Origin of the sequence: Bacillus sp. FSL K6-1000, assembly GCF_038630785.1 — a bacterium.
GTDB lineage: Bacteria > Bacillota > Bacilli > Bacillales > Bacillaceae > Bacillus > Bacillus safensis.
In genome coordinates this window covers 976841-1000277 of record NZ_CP152042.1, presented here as the reverse complement: position 1 = coordinate 1000277, position 23437 = coordinate 976841, and the positions used below count along the sequence as shown (strand labels likewise).

The window sequence follows — 23437 nt, the reverse complement described above, 5'->3', positions numbered from 1 at the left end:
GAATGGATCATTTAGTCTTTGAAGTTGGGACGGCGCTTATTCTTATCGCCATTGCCAGCTTAATCGCCAATAAAATTAAATTTTCTATCATCCCTTTTCTCATTGTCCTCGGAATGATTGTTGGGCCGCATGCTCCAACTATCGGGATTATTGATTTAAAATTTATCGAAAGCACCGAGATTATTTCGTTTTTTGGCAGAATGGGCGTCCTGTTCCTGCTTTTCTATCTTGGACTTGAGTTCTCTGTCGGAAAACTCATTAAATCGGGTAAATCCATTGCAGTCGGCGGATCTATTTATATTTTGATCAACTTCAGCTTAGGACTGCTCTACGGTTTTATCACAGGGTTTGGATTCCTTGAGGTTCTCATTATGGCAGGGGTTATCACCATTTCATCCAGCGCCATTGTAGCCAAAGTCCTTGTCGATTTGAAACGGACGGCAAATCCTGAAACAGAGTTAATTCTAGGGATTATTATGTTTGAGGATATTTTCCTTGCTGTTTATTTATCCGTCGTATCAGGTCTTGTCCTAGGAGATGCCACTACTGTTGGCGGTGCCTTATTATCTATTTTAATTGCTTTTGGTTATATGATGCTTTTCTTTATTATTGCGCGAAAGCTGCCAAAACTATTAAACAAGTTGTTTGATATCCGTTCGAACGAAGTGTTCATCATTGTGATATTTGCGGCTTTGTTCTTTGTCGCTGGTTTCTCAGAAACGATTCATGTAGCAGAGGCTATTGGGGCTCTCTTACTTGGTCTTGTTTTCTCAGAAACAGAGCACTCTGACCGCATCGAGCATCTCGTGGTTCCGTTTAGAGATTTCTTTGGAGCAATGTTCTTTTTCAGCTTTGGTCTCAGTATTGATCCATTTACATTGGGTGATGCCTTCTGGCTTGCGATCGGCGCTGTGATGCTTACCCTAATTGGAAACTTCACTGCCGGAATGTTTGCTGGACGGAGAGCTGGATTTTCTCATAAAGCCTCTTCTAATATTGGATTAACCATCGTATCGAGAGGAGAGTTTTCAATCATTGTTGCCGAGCTTGGCATTGCGGGCGGACTTGCCGCTACTTTGAAGCCCTTCGCTGCATTGTATGTCTTAATTCTTGCGATTTTAGGACCGCTCGTAACGAAAGAATCTAAGAAAATCTATCAAATCCTCAACAAAATCTTCAAATGGAAACCTGAAAAACCAAAAGTAAAAAAAGAAACGACGATCTAATAAAAAAGGGGCCCTATGCTTGGGCCCTTTTTTATGTCTTATTCAAATTGCTGAAATGCAGTTTCTTGCTTGACTGGCGCTTCCTCGCCCCCGCGAATGGTTTGAATCACTTTCTGGTTGCGGTAAATCGATAGTTTTAAATTGGTCGCCGCTGTTCCATGAGAATGATCAAGATTCGTGAATGTAAAGAAATGATTTGAGCGCTTGTCTTTGAACACAAGCCTGAAGTCGTCTGTCACTTTAAAATGCGCATCACTTTCCCATTCAATCAAAGGTTCATATGCGTCAAACCATTCAGGGATATTCGGTGTGTACCCTGTAGCTAATACGGCATGATCTGCTGTTATGCTTTTTTCTTTCTTCAGCTGCCACTGTCTGAGGTGCAGCTCTAAGGGCTGCTGCTTTCCTATTTGAATCGCTTCAAGCTCGGTCATTGGCTGAATGATCACAGATGGCTCTTCACCTGAAACAGAGCGATGATACAATTCCTGATAAATGCGCGAAAGCGTCGATGCATCGATGCCATTTCTTAATCCTGTCAGCCTAGGCAATGTGTTCATACGTTCTTCATAAGGAAGCGAATGAAAATACTCGACATACTTTGGTGTAAAAAGCTCTTGGCCAAGCTCAGCCGTCTCCAGCTCTCTAAATTCACTAGAACGCGTAAACCACGAAAGCTGCTGGCCTTTCTTTTGATGCTGTAGCAGGTCTAAGAAAATTTCGGCTGCACTCTGCCCTGAACCGATCACCGCCACCGACTCAGCTTCGTGAAGTGATTTCTGCTGTTCTAAATAACGGCTGCTATGGGTCACATATGGGTATGCTGCTTCAGGCACATCGACCGGAATCATCGGTTTACTTCCTGTTCCAAGCACGACATGCTTTGCACGATACTCAGATAGTGAACCATCTTTCAATCGTCTGACTTTCACAAGGTAGCCTTCTTGGCAGTCCGTCACTTCTTCTACCTTCATCCCAAACTGACAGCTATCTAACTCTCCTGCAACCCATGATAAATACTCATTGAATTCTCTCCGCGGGATATCAAACTGTTCAAATGTATAGAAGCGGTGAAGTCTATTTGATTCATGTAAATAATTTAAAAAGGTATACCTGCTCCTTGGATTCGCCATTGTGACAAGGTCTGCTAAAAAGGAAACTTGTAAATCCGTTCCTTTGATCAGCATACCGGGATGCCAAGCAAACTCAGACTCCTGTTCAAAAAAACAGCATGAGACATCCTCATACTCCTCTAACAAAGCGGCCAATCCTAAATTGGCAGGCCCAACCCCAATTCCGATCACATCTATCATATGTACACCTGCTTTAACTTTTTATCACTTATATACCCTTTTACAAATGAAAAAAACACTGCGTCATCGCAGTGTTTAAACGTGAGAAACAAATAATGATTCAAGGAATTGAATTTTCTCTTCTGTATAGTGTTCATAGCGGTCATTATACGATTTTGGATCTTTTGGATTGGCATACTGTGTAATTTTCCCTGACCGTGGATCAATGAATTTACTTGCTGCACCGCACCCAATGCCAATGATTGTCTGTACTTCTTCCATGATAATGATATTATACAAGCTTTCCTGTCCATCTAATGAATACCCGACATTTTCGAGATTTCCCAAAATATTTTTTTGTCTATATAAATAATATGGGTAATAATGATGCGCTTTCGTCCAAGTGACCGCTTCATCCATCATACGTGTGATTTCTTCTCGGTCTGCTACTTGGTATTTCTCCTTATTGCGCGTCATTTCAGATGCTCTTTTAAAGGAAAGTGTATGCACAGTTAAAGATTCAGGCTTGAGTTCCTCAGTCTGCTGCAAGGAGTGCTGGAATTCTTTGAGCCCTTCTCCCGGCAATCCAATGATTAAGTCCATATTGATATTATTCATGCCGTACTGTCTTGATAAGTGATACTTTTCAATCGTTTCTTCCACACTATGATGCCGGCCAATAGCTTTTAGTGTTTCATTCTCATACGATTGCGGGTTAATGCTAATTCGGTCAATATTGTAGCGGTTTAGCACCTCTAGCTTATCAGGAGAAATCGTATCAGGACGCCCTGCTTCGACAGTTACTTCCCGTATATGCTTCACATCAGGGAACGAGCGATACATTTCTTCATACAGCAAATCCATTTCTTCCGCTGTGATGCTCGTTGGCGTGCCTCCGCCAAAGTAAACGGTCGTCACTTTGATCCCATGTTCTTTTAGCCATTCGCCCATTTTTTGCATTTCATAATGCAGACCAAACAAAAACGTTCCCACTCTACCAGCTTGTCCTTTAATGGCGTAAGCAGGGAACGTACAATAAGCACATTTTGTGGGGCAGAAAGGAATGCCGATATAAATACTCACTTCCTGCTGAAGGTCATACAGATCTGGGATGGCTTTAAGCTGACGGTCGACAATCTCCTGCATCAAATTGATTTTTTCATCATGAATCAAGTAATCACGCTTTAATGTCGCATGTGCATCTTCCTTTGACATGCCTTCTCTCAGCATCTTATGAAGCAATTTCGTAGGACGTATTCCTGTGAGAATCCCCCACTTTTGTGTCATTCCTGTGTGCTCCTGAAGCAAGTGTAAATAAACAGACAGCACTGTGTTTTTGATTTGCTTCCAGCGCTCCTTATCGTTTAAGTTCTTTGGGAGATCCCGTGAAAAACGACTGGTGATATCTGATCCATCGATATAGCCAGACGCTTCCACCATGCCATTTTCTTCCTTCCAACTAAATTCAATGACCAAACCATCATTAAATTCACTTGGTTCAAATATCACTTCACTATCTTCTTCAAATAAATTGGCTATATTGACAAGCGGGCGATGAAATCGTTCATCTGACAGCCCTTTAATTAAAATTCGCATCATATCACCTTTATCTTCAAACTTGTTTCATTTTACAAAATTCATGTAGGAAAAGCAATGAAGGGAACAGACGAAGGCCCTGTCATTTCTTGATTGACAGGGCCTTCACTGTATTATCTTTTAATATCAAATTGATGTAAAAATCCTTCTCTTTGCTGCATTCTAAAGTATTCCTTGATCATATAAGCCACACCCTGTTCATCGTGCGAGCGGGTCACCCAATCGGCTTTGCGCTTGACATCATTGGGAGCATTTCCCATAGCAACGCCTAAACCAGCCAATTCAAGCATTGGAATATCATCTGTTCCATGTCCAATAACGACCGTATCTTCTAAAGTAAAACCGAGTGCAGAGGTTAAGAGAGAAAGTCCCGCTTCTTTCGAAACCCCTTTGCAGACAATATTCATTTTCTCATCACTGATCCTAATAAGATCAACAGATGGGAATGCTTGTTGAATGGTCCTGTGAATCTCAGGCTGAAGCTCCGCTGTCGAATATACTTCAATCACTGGTGTACTGACCGGTTCATCCATCAGCATATCACTTAACGATTCAACAAACTGAACGGGATAGAAAATTGGATCAGACGGATGAATGAGCGTCTTTCCCATCAGCTGAGACTGCGTTTTTTTCCGGTTGCCGATCGAGAATTTTTCATGCAGCAAGCGGACATTACAATCGAAGCTTTCAAGGATTTGCACAAGATTAAATGTCTTTTCTTCCGTTAATTTTTTCACATGAAGCGGCTCATCGAGTTTATCCGCGATAAATGCACCACTATGCGTCACAAGGGTTGATGTTGGAATCTTCAACGCCTTGGCAATTTTTTGAGCGGAACGAAAATGCCGGTTGGTGACAATCGTCACGTAAACCCCTTTTTTCTTTACATATTCCACAGCTTCTTTTGTAGCGGAATGGATTTTACCATTGGAACGAAGTAACGTCCCATCTATATTGAGTGCAAGTAGTTTTTTTGACACTGAGGCATCCCCCTTCTTGATGACTGTACTTACGATGAGGATATGCCCTAGCTTGGCGCTTTAGAACATGCAGTTGAAAGAGCCACAGGTTATGAATGATTGATAAATAAAAAAAGCCTACCCCTAGGCTTTTTTTTTATGTATGGTTTGGATGCGTTACAATGGAGTGATGAAGCTCCCCATGATCCCCTTATCTTTCACACACCAAAGCATTGCTTATATCAGATCCCCTTATGCTTTGCGTTTCTCCCAGAAGCGCTTCTCTCTCGTTTGGCTCACTGCCTTAAATACCAAGTGAAACGCACCCAATTGTCCCTTGAGAGCGCCTTTTTGAAAGCACTTTCAATATAAGTATTATCGCAGAATTTATGTGCTTCGACAACCTTTTTTTAAAAGATATTGAGGAGAAAAGATAAAACAAAAAAGGGCGAATGACATCGCCCTTTCCATTAGTTTTCTTCTGGATTCCCATAAAGTTCTTCAAGTGGCTTCATGATAATTTTATTTAATTCACCGATAAGAACACTCACACGTTGTTCCGCTTCCATCAACTGAGAGATTTTGTCGTGCTGCTGAACAAGCGCAACTGTTTTTTGAGCTTGCTCCACTTCTTCTTGTGTGATCTCTTGACCAGTCATTTGTTTTTGTTGAAGGTTTACTTGAATGTCACGGAAGTTCTCAAACATTCTTTTAGAGGACTCATCCGCGTTTACCTCATCATAAAGATTTCTTAAAGTTGAATATTCTTCGCTATGACGCAATGCTTTTTCAAGGTCATATGCAACATCGTAAAGATTTACAGACATGTTATGTCTCCTTTCTATCCGTTATCACCGATATGATCGGCGGACACCACTCCACTATAACAAACTATGGCTTTCGTTTCACATATATACAATGAATTCATTAAAATTTCTCTAGCTTGTCTTAGAATAGAGCCACAAAAACAGCCTGGATAGCACCAATCATCCCGCCTAAAAGACCGCCTAGAAATGTAATCATTTTCAGCTCCTTATTGGAGATGCTGACTACTAGCTCTTCCATTTTTTCAAGCGGGAAAAGTTCAATTTGTTCACGAATGATATCTTCAAATTGCAGCTTAGCAAGCAGACCCTCTAAAGCATTTGAAGCCGCTCCGATCCCCTTATCAATCAACACTGGCGCAAAGTGTGTTTTAAGATCATCCGCGACAGCACTGACGTATATCCCAACAGGTTTGTCTAATATCAGCTTTGTAGAGAAATGAGAAAGCAATTGATTTTTCACACTAAAAATAAGTTCCTTCACATTCCATTTTTCATCAAGCTCATGAAGAGAAAATTGCTTCACCTTGTCCCATTCTTGAACAAGCAAATCGGATAAAAATCTTTTTGTTTCTGCGTTTCTTAAAAACTTGATGATTTCGGGATGTACACGATCAATTAAGCTTGAATTCCCTAGAAACATTTGGACCATACTGCCAAGCATTCCCCGTTCTTTTAAGAAATCATCAATCATATTGCCAAGCCTTGCTTTGCCTTCATCACTTTCAAAATAATGAATGCCTCTCTTTAAAATATAATCTGCTGCATTTGGAATTTTCGATGATATTTTGTTTTCCACTTCTACAGGGAGCAATTCAGATAAAGTTTGCTGGTTATAAGTTTCAAGCAGTGACTTGAGCTTCTGATCAGACCACTGATGGAGCCATTTATCTGCTTTGACATCAGCCTCTGTAACGCCGAATCTTTCTAGCAGGGAGAATACGGTTATCTCCATATTTGCGCCTTTGTCAATATATCGATGGACTGTACGCAGGATCTCTTGCTTTGCCTCGGATGATTCAAATCGCTTTTGAATACCTTCTGGCGTGAGCAAATGCTCCATAACCATGACACCAACCTGCTTGGCTACTTCGTCTCTTCTTTTAGGGATAAGCCCTGGTGTAAATGGAAGCTGTTTTCCGAATAAGTAATATGGCTTATAAGGCCGAAAAAGCATTTTAATTGCAAGATGGTTTGTCGCTGCTCCTATGACTGCGCCGATAACAATCATAAAGATAAACGTTGTGAATATATTCAAAGTCGTCATCTACCTTTCAAACAACACCCGATGTTTATTGTTTTGATCTATACGTATTATAGTTGTTGTCAAGTTTCCAAGCAAATGAAGTATGCAGCGAGACATATGATCAAGCGATCTGTCGTAATGATAAAGGAGCGCAAGCTTTAAGTAAAATCATAAAAAAACGTTTTTGTGATGGTAAAAAAAGAAGTTGAAAAGAAGGTGTTTTTTAATGACAACATTAGGTATTGTAACCCTTTCTCCGCAGTATGAAGAGGCATTTACACGTCAGCTCGCCAAAGCTGCCTCTTCTTATCATTTAAAGGTTGTTCGTTTTACACCACTTGATTTAAAGCCGGCTTCAAATTTGATACAAGGTCAAACATATATGAATGACCAAGGGTTTGCCGACGCACAGTTTCCGATTCCCGATTTGATTTACGATCGATGTCTTTACCGGCATGACGCACAATCTAAAAAAGCAAAACCCATCATGGAATGGCTAAAAAAGTATCCAAAAACAGATTTTTTGAATACCGGCATTTCAAATAAAATGGTGCTATTTGAACAGCTCCGCCTCCTCTCTGCTTTACAGCCATATTTACCTGGCTGCTCTTTATTAAAAGAGCCCTCAGATCTGATCAATATGGTAAGGGAGTGCGGGGCTGGCGGTTATTATAGAATGCAGCCTCTCTCCCAGCAGCATGCAGCATCTACTTACTTCATTTCCTTTGATGGCAAGTCAACATTCACCGTTCAGCTAAGTTCAAATCAAACCATTACATTTTCTCGGGCGTCAGAGATGGAGCGCTGGTGCAAAAAATATGCAGGCCGGTATTTCCTTCAATTTTTCAACACGAGTGATCAAAAAGAACCTTTATTTAATGAAATCAGGATTTTTCTTATGAAAGATTCACAAAATCAATGGAAACGCATGGGGATTCACACAAAATCACCTGCAGAAAATAGTCTTTTAAGTTATACACAAAAATCGGATCCTGTGATAGGCTTTGAACACTATCTACATACATTGCAGCCACACATCAAGGAGCTCCTTTTAGATGATATTGCATCCATTCAGGCATCAATTCCAGCTTATATAGATAAAACGTACTCTCCTTGCTTTGAATTCGCAGTAGACTTACTTCATACAAGTGAAGGCAGGCTGTTCATATCAAATGTCAGATCAAAGCCAGGACGGTCCGCTTTTTTAAAAGTTTACCCTGAAAAGGAACATCAATTGATTCGTACCATTCTTGAACATGCGCAATCGATGATGTCTCAACCGAAGGAGGTTTCTTATGAACAAAAATCGCTGCATCATCGCCCCACACCTCACAAGTGAAAAAACAATTCATCTTCCAGACCATTATAAACAGAAAGAGGCCATCTATTCTCTTGCTCTAGGGTCTCGTTTAGTTGATGGCTTCAACATTTCCTATCATCAGCATCCAAAGAAAATATTATTATCTGAAAATCTATACAGAGATTTACTGATTCCTTACCAATCAAAAGCTGATGTGATCATCATTGACCATACACTTTTTATAGGGCCGTTGATGGGCATTTTCACTGCAGGCTTTGAGCAAAGCACGCAGCCATTAGGAACAAGATCACAATTCTTTATCAAACTGCTGAATTCTTTCAGACAGCATGCTGGTTTTGCCTATCTTTTTGGGTCACATTCTATTGATTGGGAAAAAGGAATTGTAGAAGGATTGTTGTACCAGCAAGGTTCATGGGTTAAAAAACAGCTTCCCCTGCCGTCAGTCATTTATGACCGTCTTCCAAATAGAAAAGCTGCTCAGTCAGCACTCATTCAAGAAACGAAGCGAAAACTCACCCAAGACTATAATATCCCTTGGTTCAACCCTTACTTTTTTAATAAATGGGAGATTCATGAACAGCTATTAACAGATGAAAAAACATGGTCCTTTCTCCCACATTCTGTACAATTAGATCCCATGGACGCTCTAAGTAAAATTGAAACACTTCTCCACCTGCATCAAGTTATATACTTAAAACCGACGAATGGAAGTCATGGAGACGGTATTTATCGGTTAAAAAAGGAAAATCACGGAATCACTGTATGCTCAAATTTTGGAAGGGCTATTCCATATGATTCAATAGATCAGTTTGTTCAAAGGCTGCGAAAAGATCATGCAATTCATGATTTTATTGCACAACAAGGCATTGAGCTTCTTCAAATAGACAATCAGCCGATGGATTTCAGAGTTCATACGAATAAAAATAAAGACGGTGATTGGACAGTCACAGCAGCAGCAGCAAAAATTTCTGGAGATCACACCATCACAACTCACCAGTTACACGGCGGAACGGTGAAAACACTTTATGCTGTCTTTCCAGAAGAAAAGAAACGTTTGCAGATTTTACATCAGCTTTCTCATACTGCCATCACGCTTAGCCAAGTAATAGATAAAAAAATGACCGGGCATATTGGTGAAATCGGTTTTGACTTAGGCATTGATCAAACAGGCGCCATTTGGATGTTTGAGGCCAATTCTCGCCCTGGCCGAGAGATTTTCCAGCATGTCTCTTTGAAAAAATCAGAATGGCTGATCGGGAAAAGAATCATGGATTTCGCATCTTACCTTTCAGAAACGGCACTCACCACTTCAGATCACGCGAACGTCTACTGACTACATTTTTGCCACATGTCGTGCTCTTAAATTTATGCTTTTTCTATGCTCTTTTCATGAGATGAGATACAATAAAATCAAGTTCAAGGTTGTTTCCGTGTTGTCGTGTTTGTTTATTGTTTCATCAATAAAAGCAAGGAGGCAATGATGATATGATTTCTCATTTTCAATGGAAACCTCTTTTTAAAAAAGCACAATTGCCAGGCTGGAAAATATCCTTTTTCCACAATGGTGCGCATTATGAAGGCATCTACCACAAAACAGGTGACATTGAATGGGGCTCTCAGCTTCCGCCCCATGAAGTTGAACCAACCTTAAAAGAAGAAATCCACGAATTAATGCTATTCCATGTCTATGATTAAACTGTTTAAGGAGCCCCGCCATGTTAGAAAAATTAAAACTTGTTTACGGAGACCATATCCTCAGTACACCTACTCATGACAAACAAATTCTTTGGTATCAAACAGACGAAGGCGAAATATTTGGAGTAGACAAATCGGAGATTACAGCAAGAGAAACACTACTTCTCAACTCTTTTCTTACACCGATTGATCTATTTCAAAAAGCGCATACCGAGGGTGAACAAAGATGGTTCAGCTATCTTTTTGAAAACAAACCACTAACTGTCCAACATCCCGTCCGTGTTTATTATTTTCAAATGATCCATCAAGAGGAACAAAGACAGCAAATAAAAGAGGCTGTGAATAACAGCCTCGAACATACTCATTTCATATGGACAGGCCCTGAAACAGCTATGCTGATTCAACCAAATGCTACATCAGAAAATAGTCAATTAGATCAATTAAATGATTTGTCTCTGGCCATTACAAGTGATTTTTTAACAGACTCAGTCTTTATACAAGGGCAGCTGCATTTGCCAAATGACCATTTACAGATGAGATTATTAAATGAACAACAGCTCTTTGTATGCCACATGCAGCGAGAAAAGCTTAGATCAGGGGTTGCCACATTTTATCAATGCCTACCATCGTTCATTTGTTATGATGCATCTGTCCTCTCTCATGCTATATCAGATGCTTTTAAAGAAGCGATTGTTGACCGAGATGTTTACCGCACTCTCATGACCTATATGCAATGTAATTTAAACGCATCCAAAGCAGCAAAAGCATTATATGTTCACAGAAACAGTCTTCAATATCGAATTGATAAATTTATTGAGCGCACTGGGCTAGATATACGACATTTTTCAGAAGCATCGGCTGCTTATTTAATGATGACTCTACTCGATCTTTCATAAAAAACGAAGGTATGAGCATCCTGCCCAAAAATGAAAATAGGATGTTGTGCACGTTGTCCATTTACAGACTCTTCCCCATTTTATACACTTTATTCAACAATAAAGCGCTTTCAAAAAGAGAAACTGGGGAGGCTGACATCAAATGGCTGAAATAATGCTGAATCAAATTTATAAAGTGTATGATAACAAGGTAACAGCAGTAGACAACTTTAATCTACATATAGAAGATAAAGAATTTATTGTGTTTGTTGGTCCATCAGGCTGCGGAAAATCAACAACCCTTCGCATGATTGCAGGTCTAGAAGAAATTTCACAAGGAGACTTTCTGTTAGATGGAAAACGGATGAATGATGTAGCACCGAAAGACCGGGATATCGCAATGGTTTTCCAAAACTATGCATTATATCCTCATATGAATGTGTACGATAATATGGCTTTTGGATTAAAGCTTCGGAAGTTTCCGAAAGCAGAGATTGATGAGCGTGTTCGAAATGCGGCTAAAATATTGGGGCTTGAGCAATATTTAGACAGAAAACCAAAAGCACTGTCTGGCGGTCAAAGACAGCGTGTTGCCCTTGGCAGAGCGATTGTACGTGATGCAAAGGTTTTCCTTTTGGATGAGCCGCTTTCTAATTTAGATGCAAAACTCCGTGTTCAGATGCGTGCTGAAATTTCTAAACTTCATCAGCGTCTGCAAACGACATTTATCTATGTGACACATGATCAGACTGAAGCCATGACAATGGCAACCCGCCTTGTTGTGATGAAAGATGGTTTTATTCAGCAGGTTGGAGCACCGAAAGATGTATATGAAAACCCAGAGAATGTGTTTGTAGGTGGATTTATCGGCTCACCTGCAATGAACTTTTTTACAGGAAAGCTCTCTGACGGCGCCATCGCGGTTGGAAAAACTCACATTCGTGTACCAGAGGGAAAAATGAAAGTATTACGCAGCCAAGGCTATATTGGAAAGGATGTCATACTAGGCATCAGACCAGAAGATTTTCACGATGAACCAGTATTTATAGAGGCGTCTGAAGGCACAAAAATTAATGCTAACGTAGAAGTAGCTGAATTAATGGGAGCAGAAACGATGCTTTACTCTTCTATCGATGATCAATCGTTTATTGCACGTGTTGATTCTCGTACCGATGTACAGGCAGGACAGTCTATCCCTCTTGCGATTAATATGAACAAAGCCCATTTCTTTGATTCAGCTACAGAGCTGCGCATCCGCTCAGCTGAATAAAAAGAGATATAAGCAGCGCCATCACTCATTATTGGGTGATGGTTTTTTGTATGTTCACACAACATTTACCATGTTCTTTTCTCGTATGTTTTTTTCGGAAATAACCATAATACTTAGTACAAAGCAGTTACTGCATTGGGTTTCGCCAAGTGGCAAATGACTTGATCATTTCGCTGGTGCGATTCCAGCAAACCCAACCAAAAAAATAAATCATATACAAAAAGGAGAATCACATCATGGCAAATTCTAATAGTTCAAACCAATTACTAGTTCCTGGAGCAGAGCAAGCAATCGATCAAATGAAATACGAAATTGCTTCTGAATTTGGTGTAAACCTTGGAGCAGAAACTACAGCTCGTGCTAACGGTTCAGTTGGTGGAGAAATCACAAAACGTCTTGTGTCTTACGCTCAACAAAACCTTGGCGGATCAAAAGCTTAATTTCATACCTGGATCATAGAAGGCACCTCTTATGGTGTCTTCTTTTTTTGTTTTTATCCCTCACCAAACTCCTTTCAGCTCATATCATGTAGTAGAAAGGAGCGGATCTTCATGGACATTATTTCTGGTATGAATTTTGAACTTTTACAATTTGTAGGGATCTCTCTATTATGTGAATATGGTCATAGTATTCGGTCCTTTCACCTTTATAAAAAAAGCATCACATAAAAGTTGTACCATTTTGGGTTCTTTTCACTTATAGTATGTAGTGGAGGGATCGAACAGATGAAAATAGCTCTTTTCGGTGCTCATGGACGTGTAGGACAAGCATTTCTTCGTTTCGTTCAAGTAGATGATCGTTACATGGTTCGTTCATTGATTCGGACAAACCGAGAAGAAATGCTTGCGGGTATGTTTCAAGTCACCGGCAATTCAAGAAATCGAGAAGATGTGCTTGAGACAATGAAAGGAGCAGATATTGTTGTGAGCTGTCTATCAACAGATGGTGATGATACATTATCTGTTTCAATGGAGCATATCGTACAAGCCATGAAGCAAACAAATACATCTAGAATTATTACAATTGGTACAGCAGGTATTTTAAAAGCAAGGCAGCAGCCGGAGCTTTACCGTTTTGAAACAAATGAATCAAAGCGGACTACTTCCCGAGCAGCTAAAGAGCATGCGAAAGCGTTTGAAATCCTTCAATCAACTGATCTAGATTGGACCATTATTTGTCCAACCTATTTACCAGATGGAGAAGTGACACGGTCATATCGCTATGAGAAAGATTTTCTCCCTATAGATGGAAAGAAAATTTCAGTTGAAGATACCGCACACTTTTTATATCAGCAGTTAAATTCGAAGGAATTTGTGCATCAACGCGTCGGCATCGCTTATTGATGGACGAGCCCATCTTGGAAAATTTATATTTATTAAAAAGTCGAGGTGTCACCTCGACTTTTTTGATCATTCAAATAATTCTGATTATAAATCAGAGAGCGACCCAACCAGATTTTGAATGAACTCGTTTGATTACACCTTTTCCGGTAACAAATCTAATTCTTTTCCCTTTTACTTTGTATTCAATAAAAGGAAGTTGAACATCAATTAAATCATACTTTTTATTTTTGTGTAAGAATTCTTTTAATTCACCCATCTCAAAATAACCATTTTTCACTAGCTTATCTAGTTCTGCTTGCGCACTAGGAGCTATTGTAGCAAGTAAACCCGTCACTCCAGTAACTACACCAGTAGGTGTATTAGCAATAAATAATAACCCAAGTATTGTTGAACTTGCGCCTAATGCATCTTTTAAGTTACTATAATCTTTTTTTTGAAATGCTTTTTTATAAACATTACGTTGAGCAGCTTCCATATTTAAAGCTTGATTAAAATTCACAGTAACCCTAGCAGCATATTCTGATGAATCAATATTACCTAGAGCATGAACTTCTCCAGTCTGTTTGGCGGTCTTAAATGAATGAATTTCCGATGATAAATTAGTTTTTTCTTCTACTAATTTCCCCTTCTGTTCAGTTGCCGATGCAGATAATGTAATTCCACTGAATCCAGAAATAATTAAAGTTACTACCACAATTAAGATGACATTTCTAAAAAATACTTCATTTCTCTCCATTCTCTAACCTCCTCTTTTTATGACGATACAAGTAATATAATATCACAAAAGAGAGAAAACAATATATACCTATCTTAAAAATCCTATAAAACATGGATAAAAATACATTAATAAACCATATTTACGATACTTTACGATTATATTTATATTAAATTTAAAGTTAGAACGATATATTCCACTGATAATAGTAATGTTACTTAAATTTCATTTTTAAAGCCTCTTTCAATTGAAAGAGGCTTTCTCTATTTATAATTTCATCAACTGTTTGCAACAGCGCCTTTTTGCAGTTCATACATTTGCGCATACAGCCCTTCTTGCTGCATGAGTTGTTCATGACTGCCACGCTCGACGATTTCACCTTTTTCTAACACCAAGATCATATCGGCTTTCTTAATCGTGGATAATCGGTGAGCAATCACAAAAGTCGTTCGTCCTTCTTTGACTACATCAAGCGCCCGCTGAATGATCGCTTCTGTTTCTGTATCAATGTTGGCGGTGGCTTCATCTAAAATTAAAATTGCTGGATCGTACGCTAATGCGCGCGCAAATGAAATCAACTGACGTTCCCCTGAGGAAAGGGTGCTTCCCTTTTCAACGACTGGTTCATCAAAGCCTTGCGGCAGATGCTTCAATAACTCTGCTGCGCCTACTTGCTTTAATGAGGATTCAATGGTTTCTCTTTTGATGTCTTCATTTCCTAAGCTGACATTGGAGGCAATCGTTCCCGAAAATAAATACGGGTCTTGCAGCACAATGCCCATTTGTTTACGCAGCGTTTGACGCGACTGATCATATATGCTTTCGCCATCTATGAGAATATCTCCTTGCTGAATGTCATAAAAACGCAGCAGCAAGTTCATGATCGAGCTTTTCCCAGAACCAGTATGCCCCACAAGTGCAACCGTTTGACCTTTCTTAGCTTCAAACGTAATGTTCTTTAAGACATTTTTCCCTTCATTATAAGCAAAGGTGACATCTTTGAACTGAACGTGTCCCTCCAGCTTCTTCTGAACAGGTTCTTCCACTTCTGTACCGGGTTCATCTAATAATCGGAACACCCTTTCCGATGAAACTCTTGCTAATTCCAACCTAGAGAATTGATTCACAATACCTGTGATCGGCTGAAACAATCGATTTAAATAATCGACAAACGCATAGAGCACACCAATGGACACAATGCCTGTCGCACTTAATGACGCACCGCCAAAATACCAAATGAGCGCCACATATGCTAAATTTCGCAGCAGGTTAACCAAGTTATGTGAAAGAAGTGAATTTAAATGCAGCATCTTTCGCTGATACCGAAAGTGATTGTTGTTCAGCTCATCAAATTCCTCTTTCGTCGCTTTCTCATGACGAAACGCTTGAATAATGGTCATCCCTTGAATGGCTTCATTTAACTTGGCATTGATTTCACTGATGATCGAACGAATTCGGTGATTGTACACGGATGCAAACTTTCTGTAAGTCATCGACCATAGGAATATAATTGGTACTGCGACCAAACAAATGAGTGCCAGCTTCACATTTAATAAAAACATGGCAATGTAAATCCCAATCATGTAAATGGCACTCGTCACAAAATTAGCAAGGACTGTTACATATAGGTCACGAATGGTTTCCGTGTCATTGGTGATTCTCGCGACAACCTTTCCAGCCGGTAAATTATCAAAATATCGGATCGGCAGCGTTTGGATGTGCTCAAAGACGTCTACCCTCATTTTTTGAATAATTCGATTTGCAATCCTCTGGAGCAAATAATGCTGCCCATACTGAAAGAAAATCGCAACGATGAGCAGCCCTAGATAAAATAGAACAAGCTGCACCAAACCACTGATTTCTGGCTGATAAAAAGCAAAAATCTCTTCTTTTGATAAGCGCTGTACCTCATAGGTCTCACGCTCTTTCCCATTATCAATGGTGAGCTGATCTCCCGATATCTTTCTGTTTCCATCAAAACGAATCGGCTCATTCACAAAATAGTAGCCGAATCCGACTTGCACCACATTGATTTGGTTTCCAGAATCCAGTCCATTGTTTAATCGATCGCTTCGTATATAGTTATTTCCCTGGTAATAAACGGTTTTATCTGTCTTTTCATTGACCTCGACATACGGTTTTTCTACACCTAAAATATGATCATCAATCATTTTCTTCCCAATAAACGGTCCTGTCAGCTCAGCACCAACTGCAATCATTAGAAAGATTAAGGCAACAGACAGTACTTTCTTATATAGGAGTGCGTAGGCAAGGAGTCTTCTTCCTGTTGTCATGCCTCATCCCCTCCTTCCAGCTGATTTGTCAGCTGCTGACGCAAAAATTGTTCTTTGTACCACCCATCCTGCTGGATGAGCTCGTTGTGAGTGCCTTTTTGGACAATGCGTCCTTCTTCCATGACAAGAATGAGATCCGCATGTTCAACAGCTGATAGGCGATGAGTCGTAATAAACGTCGTTTTGCCATGACGGTTTTGTCTTAGATTTTCTAGGATAGCGGTTTCTGTTTTTGCATCTACTGCAGACAATGAATCATCCAAAATTAAAATGTCTGGATCAATTAATAAAGCACGTGCAATGGATATTCGCTGTTTTTGTCCGCCTGACAGCGCAACACCTTTTTCCCCAACCATGGTCTCCAAACCTTCTGGCAGAAGGCGTAGATCCTTTTCAAAGTAAGCATCTTTGATTGCTTGTGCTAACTCATCTTGTTTCGCGTCCCGATGACCAAAGCGCATATTCTGTTCCACACTTTTTGAGAAAAGAATATGATCCTGAGGTACGTATCCGATCCATTGAAATAACTGATCTAATTCAATGTCTTGGATTGGAACACCTGATAGCAATATTTGCCCATCACCTGCCGGGTACTGGCGCAGAAGCTGTTTGACAATGGTCGTTTTGCCGCTTCCCGTTTTGCCTGTAATCCCAATCGTCTGCCCTTTTCGAACGGTAAAGGACACATCAATGAGATTATCTTTAGGTGAAGTTGGATACCTGAATGTCACGTGATCAAACTCAATATCTCCAGGCTCTTGTAACGTTTTCGGCTGAGCAGCGTTTGTTACGTCCGGCTTGTAGCTGAGTGTATGATTCAACCGGTCTAACGACGCATTTCCTCTTTGCATAATATTAATCAATTCGCCGATCGCAAACATTGGCCAGATCATCATGCCAAGATAGACGTTAAATGCAACAAGCTCCCCAATGGTTAAATCACTTTGGAATACGAGATAGGCTCCGTAGCCGATTCCGATTAAGTAGCTGATCCCCACAAGTAATTTCACTGTCGGTTCAAACAAGGAATCAATGATCGCCACTCGCATGTTTTTTTGGAATACATCATCTGTCATTTCGCGAAAGCGTTCGACATCTTGTTTCTCCTGTACAAAAGACCGAATGACTCGAACGCCTGCCACTGATTCAAGAACACGATCGTTCATATCACCAAATGCATCCTGAGCGACAGTAAAGCGCTCATGGATTTTGCTGCCATAAAACGCAATTAAGAGCGCCATCAGCGGCATAGGGATAATCGCCATTAAGGTTAATTTCCAGCTAATTGTCAGACCCATTGTAAAGAAGATCATCAGCATATAAGCAGTGGAATCAACCAAGGTCAGAACGCCAAAACCTGTCGTTAAGGCCACAGCATTCAAATCGTTTGTTCCTAATGCCATTAAGTTACCGGTTTTTTTCTTTTCATAAAAGGTCGGTGTCATCTTCAGCAAGTGGCGCATCAGTTTCCCGCGCATCACACGCTCCATGACATTTGCGCCGCCAAATAACTGATACATCCAAAAATATGTAAGTGTATAGACGACGACACCTAGTAAGCAAAAAATGGTCACATAAAACAAAATACTTGATGTTGTAAATTGACCAGAACGAATGTCATCCACTGCCTGGCCAAGGTATCTTGGCGGCAGCATTTCAAGCACATTCACAATGAGCAGAAGCGTAATAGCGATTGTATAACGCCTCCACTCTTGTTTAAAGAACCAGCCTAATTTCGCAAATACTGAAAACATGTTTGTCTCTCCTTTTCAAGCTAGCCGCTTTCTAAATTTTCCTGCAAGTCACCTTGTTTCGTTTTTTGAGTTTTTGTCATTTGCCTTGATTTTGGCATGTTCACATGCTTTCACTCCTCTTCATTTACTTGTTGTTTTCCATTCCTTTATTTCGGAATGCGAAATGAATACAACAAAAAAAGAGGCCACCAGCTAGCTGGTACGCCTCTTTTCGTCATGTAAAAAGGCGCATGTTGACAAATACGCAACATACGCCTTGATTCATCCGATCAATTGGAACATACGAGTTCCTTTTCAATGACCAATGAAGGTGTAATTGTCACGTGAATCAACCCATTCATGCAGTTTGATTTCATTCTTCCAATGTTGCACATGACATTTCCTCCTTTTGGCTCTTGAATCTTTTTTTATCTTATAGTGGCTGTCACCATTTTGTCAATAAATATTTTTCAATAAATGAAATTTTCTAACAAAAATCAATCTCTCTTATGTGTATCTTTTTCTATTAACGGGTATACCATGAGTGTAAAGACTCCTTTTGAAAGGAATGAGGATATTGTTTCAAGCTGATCGGATGGTCGTTGCGTTTGATGGACATGAAGACAGTAAGAAAGCATTAAAAAAGGCAATCGCTTTAGCCAAAACCTTGCATGCCAAGCTGACCGTTGCCTATGCCCATGATGGCAAAACAGGCAGACAGGTGTTTGATGCACCGCGCCCAATGACTGGCGGAGCTTATATCGGCGGCGGCATGGCAGATCTTCAAACACCCCCTGTGTATGTGCCTCATGATGAACAGCAAAGTCCCTTGATTTTTGAAGACCATACAGAAGAGGTCGTCGCAGAAGCACGAATGCTTTTAAATGAGGAGCAGTTTGAGGCTGCCATTGAAATCGTGGAGGGAGAACCAGCAGAAGCGATTATCGAATATGCTGAGGAAATATCAGCAGACCTCATCGTCATGGGAGCACGTGACCAAAGCAGATTGAAAAAAATGCTATTTGGCAGTGTGAGTGAAAAGTTATCAGCAAAATCAGATATACCTGTGCTTATTGTGAAATAAATGCATCACTAAAGGCTGTAAACGAATGTTTACAGCCTTTTTTATTTATGAAGAGATCGATGCTTCACTTTCATGTTTAATTTTTTGCTGGAAGCCTTCCTGTACGCGCTTTGTCAGCTCGCCTGGAACGCCTTTCCCTACTGGCTCGCCATCTATTTCAACAATCGGAATGACTTCAGCCGTCGTCGAGCTGATGAAAATTTCCTGCGCGCGCAGCAGTTCTTCTTTACTTATACGAGTCTCTTCAACACTATACCCTTCTTCCTCACATACTTCTAACAGCTTTCTACGGGTAATGCCGTTTAAAATGAGATTGGTGGCTGGATGAGTGCGAATCACGCCGTCAATAACGGCATATACATTCGAGGAGGTTCCCTCGGTCACAAAGCCGTCTCTTATCAGGATTGCTTCAAACGCACCAGCTTCAGATGCTTTCTGCTTTTCCATGATGTTATATAAAAGGTTTAAGCTTTTGATATCACATCTTAACCAGCGAAGATCCTCAGATAATATGGCCTTTGCACCAGCTGTCTGTTCTTGAACAGGCTTTTTCACCTGGAACGTATATGCCGTGATTTGAGGAGTGAGAGAATCGCTATATTGATGCTTACGAGGAGCGACTCCCCGCGTGACTTGAATATATACACCGCCATCTGTTAATTGATTGTGAGCGACGAGCTGTTTTAACTTTTCTTCCATATCAGATACTGTACCTTGCAGATGAATACCAATTTCCTTTGCACTCTTGAACAGACGCTCTGTATGCTCCTTTAACGTAAACAAAGTACCATTGTATACTCGGATGACCTCATAGACTCCGTCACCAAATTGATAGCCTCTGTCCTCAATATCAACATGTGCATCTTTTTTTTCAATGAAATCTCCATTGTACAATACTTTCATATGGAATCTCCCCTTCGCTTTGCAATAATGGTTGAATCTGATGCTATCTTAGCGGATAAATGAGTACGTTTCAATGATTATTCAGAATTATTTCACATCATATGAAATGGATAACTTTCTATTGTAACAAATATAGATTCATAACCAAAAAGATTCCAATTTTTTAGCATCTTCTATATTCATAGGCTCTTTTTTCCTGTATACTGACACCATATAAACATGACAAAAAACAGCGGAAAAAGACAGAATCTACTACATGATTCGACACAAATTTTTGATTTATTGGAGCGATTGTAATGCAACGGGTTAAAAAAAAACAGACACCTTCAAACACAATGCTGCTCTCAAAGGCGATTTGTTTTGTCATTCTGACACTGATCCTCTTTTTTATTTGGGATATGTCCAAAACCAATATGCAGGCAGCAGATCAGCCGACGAAATTGTCTGCGAGCAGTCAATTTAGGGACACAAGCACTAGTATGAAAGCAAAAGATGCTTCTAGGAAAACATTAGATGCACATTTTAAGATCGATTCTAATAAACATGTAACGGATCAAACAATCTTTTTAACCTTTGATGATGGTCCATCAGCGACTTCAAATCAGCTGTTAGATGTGCTAAAAGCGCAAAAAGTGAAGGCTACATTCTTTATGCTCGGGCCGCAGATTAAACAACACCCGGCAGCTGTGAAAAGACTCCATCAAGAAGGTCATCAATTAGGGCTTCATGGTATTACCCATGATGTGAAACGCTTTTATCAAAAAAGTGATTCTCCTGTTAACGAGATGAAGGAAGATCAGCGCATTTTGGCTTCTGTCACAGGTGAGTATACCCATCTTGTAAGAACACCTTATGGCAGCACCCCCAATTTAACTGATCAGCAAAAAGCACGTTTAAAACAAAAAGGCTTTGTCTACTGGGATTGGACCATTGACAGTCTGGACTGGAAATATAAAAGCTCAAAATATGTACCAGAGGTATTAAATCAGCTGCAAGTGCTGGAGACAAAATATCCAAAAGAACCAAAAATCATCTTAATGCATGATCAGCCGGCGACGGCAAAATACTTAAGCAGCTTAATTACGCAGCTAAAGGCGAAGGGCTATACATTTGAAGTTCTTGATGAAACAATGAAGCCGCTGCAGCAATAAAGAAAAACCCGCACCTTTAGGTTGCGGGTTTTTTAATGATTTATAAAGCTTTCACGAGATCGCCAATTCGCACATGAAAGACAAGATCAAAAAGCGGATCGAATTCTGTTTCACTTAAATTCATCATCACCATAAAGATGGAAGGATCATGGGCTGCATCTTCTGGAATATATCTTGCTGGCGCTACCTCCAGGGAAGTCCCCATGACGAGCAGCATGTCCGTTTTCTGAAGAGATGCCTCCACTTGGTCTAAATGTTTGACCATATCTCCAAAAAGAACAACATCTGTTTTTAGCACACGTCCACACGTACTGCCATCAGAGGAAACCCTTTGACAGACAGGCACCTCTTCTTTTAACAAATAAGGCAAATCATATACCGCCTGGCACGATGGACAAGTAGCCGTTTGAATGGAACCATGGAGTTCATATACGTGCTGGCTTCCCGCCTTTTTATGAAGACCATCAATATTTTGGGTAAAAATATCCACATGCTTCCCTTGGTGCTCAAGGCTGGCTAAAAAGATGTGCCCGCTATTTGGCTCGAATTCCCCGCTCATTTTCATCTGAAACAATTCCTTAAATTTCGGCCAAAATTGATGAGGATTTGATAAAAAGTAGGATCGGCTCATCGCCTCCATGCGAGAAGTATCTTCCGTCCACAATCCACCCGTTGATCTAAAATCAGGAATACCCGATTCTGTACTCATACCTGCACCTGAGAGTACTGTGATATGTGAAGCCTGCGATATTCTCTCTCTTAGCGCTTCCACCTTTTTTTGATCCACGTACCATCCCTCCTTTATTCACCCAGCTGTTTCTCACCTTTTTGTTTCATATAAATAGCCTGACCAGGGAAAGCAAATTCCACGCCTTCTTCGTGGAAAATATCTATGATGCGATAGTTAATGTCCTGCTTAATATCAAGATTTTCAGACCAAGCTGTCGTATTTGTGTAAAAGTTGAAAAACAAGTTCAAATAGCTGTCTGCCAATACATCGAGATTCACCATAATCGTCTCCTTATGCACACCATCATGCTCGTGAAGCATCTGTTTGAGACGCTTAATACACTGATCAATGTTTTCCTTTGGTGTATTGTAGGAAACGCGAACAGAAAACGTAATCTGACGTTTATTCATTCTCGTCCAGTTTGTGATCGGCTCCTTAGAAAGCGTAGAATTCGGAACGGTCACAACGGCTTTAGCAGGTGTTCGAAACTTTGTGCTTCGAAATGTAATATCTTCAACAGTCCCAAGAACACTTGGTGTCTCCACAAAGTCGCCCATCGTAAAAGGCTTCTCTGTAATGATGACAATCCCTCCAAAAAAGTTAGCCACTGTATCCTGCGCAGCCAGCGCAAAGGCTAGACCACCTAAACCAAGACCTGCCACAAGTCCATTGACATCATAATTAAATTCTTGTGCAATGATACTAATACTTAGTGCGATAATAATGAAACGAAGTACCTTTGATAAAAACGGTGCTAAAATATCATCCATTTCTAATTCAAATTTCGAATTGACCTTTTGAAATAAGAAGGAAGATGCTGCAGTTAAATTACAAAGTCCCCACGTCAGCATCAAAATAATGGAGGATCTATACAATTTAATGATGACATCCATATGATGCTCAAAGTATGGTGCCTGTCTTAACGCAAAATATAAACCAAGTGCCACGAAAAACAGCCTGGCTGGTTTTTCAAATGCCACAACGATTTGGTTAATGACCTCCGTCTTAGACCGATTTGTCAGCCTAAACAGAAGTTGAAATAAATACTTCGTAAATACTTTCCGAAGCAATAAAAAAAGCAATAAAATACAAAGGCTAATTCCAATTTGGATCGCAATATCTACTGTAAAATATGTATCCATCCATTTTTGTGTAAACATGTCTGTCTCTCTCCTTTAAA

At 40.1% G+C, this 23437-nt stretch carries 21 protein-coding genes; 10 read left to right on the top strand and 11 right to left on the bottom strand.

All coding sequences use genetic code 11. From position 1 onward, the window contains the following. The first annotated feature begins 2 nt into the window (after positions 1–2). Complete coding sequence (locus MHI46_RS05000) at positions 3–1226, top strand: cation:proton antiporter (RefSeq protein WP_039177552.1); 1224 nt, start codon at positions 3–5, stop codon at positions 1224–1226. Between the two features lie 38 nt (positions 1227–1264). Here the strand turns inward: MHI46_RS05000 and MHI46_RS04995 are convergent, their stop codons facing one another. The 5 genes from MHI46_RS04995 to MHI46_RS04975 form a co-directional block, all read right to left on the bottom strand. Further along, positions 1265–2539, bottom strand: coding sequence for a SidA/IucD/PvdA family monooxygenase (locus MHI46_RS04995; protein ID WP_039177550.1), 1275 nt, complete (start codon positions 2537–2539; stop codon positions 1265–1267). 75 nt (positions 2540–2614) lie between these two features. After that, the gene (locus tag MHI46_RS04990) at positions 2615–4114 is read right to left on the bottom strand and encodes a coproporphyrinogen III oxidase (RefSeq protein ID WP_039177547.1); all 1500 of its coding nucleotides are present in this window, start codon (positions 4112–4114) and stop codon (positions 2615–2617) included. 113 nt (positions 4115–4227) lie between these two features. After that, positions 4228–5094 carry a Cof-type HAD-IIB family hydrolase gene (locus MHI46_RS04985; protein ID WP_039177545.1) on the bottom strand — a complete coding sequence of 289 codons (867 nt, stop codon included), beginning with the start codon at positions 5092–5094 and terminating at the stop codon, positions 4228–4230. Between the two features lie 449 nt (positions 5095–5543). Beyond that, entirely contained in the window at positions 5544–5900 is a 357-nt protein-coding gene (locus tag MHI46_RS04980) for a YlbF family regulator (RefSeq protein ID WP_024425750.1), read from the bottom strand. Between the two features lie 121 nt (positions 5901–6021). Continuing rightward, on the bottom strand, positions 6022–7155 hold the full coding sequence (locus MHI46_RS04975; RefSeq protein WP_039177542.1) for a DUF445 family protein: 1134 nt from the start codon (positions 7153–7155) through the stop codon (positions 6022–6024). Between the two features lie 214 nt (positions 7156–7369). Between MHI46_RS04975 and MHI46_RS04970 the strand changes: the two genes are divergently transcribed. From MHI46_RS04970 to MHI46_RS04940, 7 genes are all read left to right on the top strand, one after another. After that, positions 7370–8482, top strand: coding sequence for a YheC/YheD family protein (locus tag MHI46_RS04970; RefSeq protein WP_039177539.1), 1113 nt, complete (start codon positions 7370–7372; stop codon positions 8480–8482). Beyond that, positions 8439–9797 carry a YheC/YheD family protein gene (locus MHI46_RS04965; RefSeq protein WP_251181162.1) on the top strand — a complete coding sequence of 453 codons (1359 nt, stop codon included), beginning with the start codon at positions 8439–8441 and terminating at the stop codon, positions 9795–9797. Before MHI46_RS04970 ends, MHI46_RS04965 begins: the two co-directional genes overlap by 44 nt. Positions 9798–9949: 152 nt before the next feature. Beyond that, a complete protein-coding gene (locus tag MHI46_RS04960; RefSeq protein WP_003211787.1) occupies positions 9950–10159 on the top strand; it encodes a YheE family protein in 210 nt (69 codons plus the stop codon). A 20-nt stretch (positions 10160–10179) separates the two neighbouring features. After that, positions 10180–11055, top strand: coding sequence for a helix-turn-helix domain-containing protein (locus MHI46_RS04955; protein ID WP_342503143.1), 876 nt, complete (start codon positions 10180–10182; stop codon positions 11053–11055). A 142-nt stretch (positions 11056–11197) separates the two neighbouring features. After that, positions 11198–12304, top strand: a complete 1107-nt coding sequence (gene ugpC / locus MHI46_RS04950) for a sn-glycerol-3-phosphate ABC transporter ATP-binding protein UgpC (RefSeq protein ID WP_041089628.1) — start codon at positions 11198–11200, stop codon at positions 12302–12304. A 236-nt stretch (positions 12305–12540) separates the two neighbouring features. Next, a complete protein-coding gene (locus tag MHI46_RS04945) occupies positions 12541–12744 on the top strand; it encodes an alpha/beta-type small acid-soluble spore protein (protein WP_251181163.1) in 204 nt (67 codons plus the stop codon). Between the two features lie 285 nt (positions 12745–13029). Beyond that, complete coding sequence (locus MHI46_RS04940; RefSeq protein WP_039177527.1) at positions 13030–13647, top strand: NAD(P)H-binding protein; 618 nt, start codon at positions 13030–13032, stop codon at positions 13645–13647. A 91-nt stretch (positions 13648–13738) separates the two neighbouring features. Here MHI46_RS04940 and MHI46_RS04935 read toward each other — a convergent pair whose 3' ends face one another. The 3 genes from MHI46_RS04935 to MHI46_RS04925 form a co-directional block, all read right to left on the bottom strand. Continuing rightward, entirely contained in the window at positions 13739–14383 is a 645-nt protein-coding gene (locus tag MHI46_RS04935) for a hypothetical protein (protein ID WP_039177525.1), read from the bottom strand. A 257-nt stretch (positions 14384–14640) separates the two neighbouring features. After that, positions 14641–16656: an ABC transporter ATP-binding protein gene (locus tag MHI46_RS04930; RefSeq protein WP_251181164.1), complete on the bottom strand. Its 2016-nt coding sequence runs from the start codon at positions 16654–16656 to the stop codon at positions 14641–14643. Then, the gene (locus MHI46_RS04925; RefSeq protein WP_039177521.1) at positions 16653–18410 is read right to left on the bottom strand and encodes an ABC transporter transmembrane domain-containing protein; all 1758 of its coding nucleotides are present in this window, start codon (positions 18408–18410) and stop codon (positions 16653–16655) included. The genes MHI46_RS04930 and MHI46_RS04925 overlap by 4 nt, the downstream gene beginning before the upstream one ends. Positions 18411–18966: 556 nt before the next feature. Between MHI46_RS04925 and MHI46_RS04920 the strand changes: the two genes are divergently transcribed. Then, positions 18967–19473, top strand: a complete 507-nt coding sequence (locus MHI46_RS04920) for a universal stress protein (RefSeq protein ID WP_039177520.1) — start codon at positions 18967–18969, stop codon at positions 19471–19473. Positions 19474–19518: 45 nt separating this feature from the next. Here MHI46_RS04920 and dat read toward each other — a convergent pair whose 3' ends face one another. Further along, the gene (gene dat, locus MHI46_RS04915; RefSeq protein ID WP_251181165.1) at positions 19519–20376 is read right to left on the bottom strand and encodes a D-amino-acid transaminase; all 858 of its coding nucleotides are present in this window, start codon (positions 20374–20376) and stop codon (positions 19519–19521) included. Between the two features lie 296 nt (positions 20377–20672). On the opposite strand from dat, the gene MHI46_RS04910 reads away from it, so the two are divergent. Continuing rightward, the gene (locus tag MHI46_RS04910) at positions 20673–21527 is read left to right on the top strand and encodes a polysaccharide deacetylase family protein (RefSeq protein WP_251181166.1); all 855 of its coding nucleotides are present in this window, start codon (positions 20673–20675) and stop codon (positions 21525–21527) included. A gap of 40 nt (positions 21528–21567) precedes the next feature. Here the strand turns inward: MHI46_RS04910 and MHI46_RS04905 are convergent, their stop codons facing one another. Beyond that, entirely contained in the window at positions 21568–22314 is a 747-nt protein-coding gene (locus MHI46_RS04905) for an NAD-dependent protein deacylase (RefSeq protein ID WP_251181167.1), read from the bottom strand. Positions 22315–22328: 14 nt separating this feature from the next. Further along, positions 22329–23417: a mechanosensitive ion channel family protein gene (locus tag MHI46_RS04900; RefSeq protein WP_342503142.1), complete on the bottom strand. Its 1089-nt coding sequence runs from the start codon at positions 23415–23417 to the stop codon at positions 22329–22331. Positions 23418–23437 lie beyond the last annotated feature (20 nt).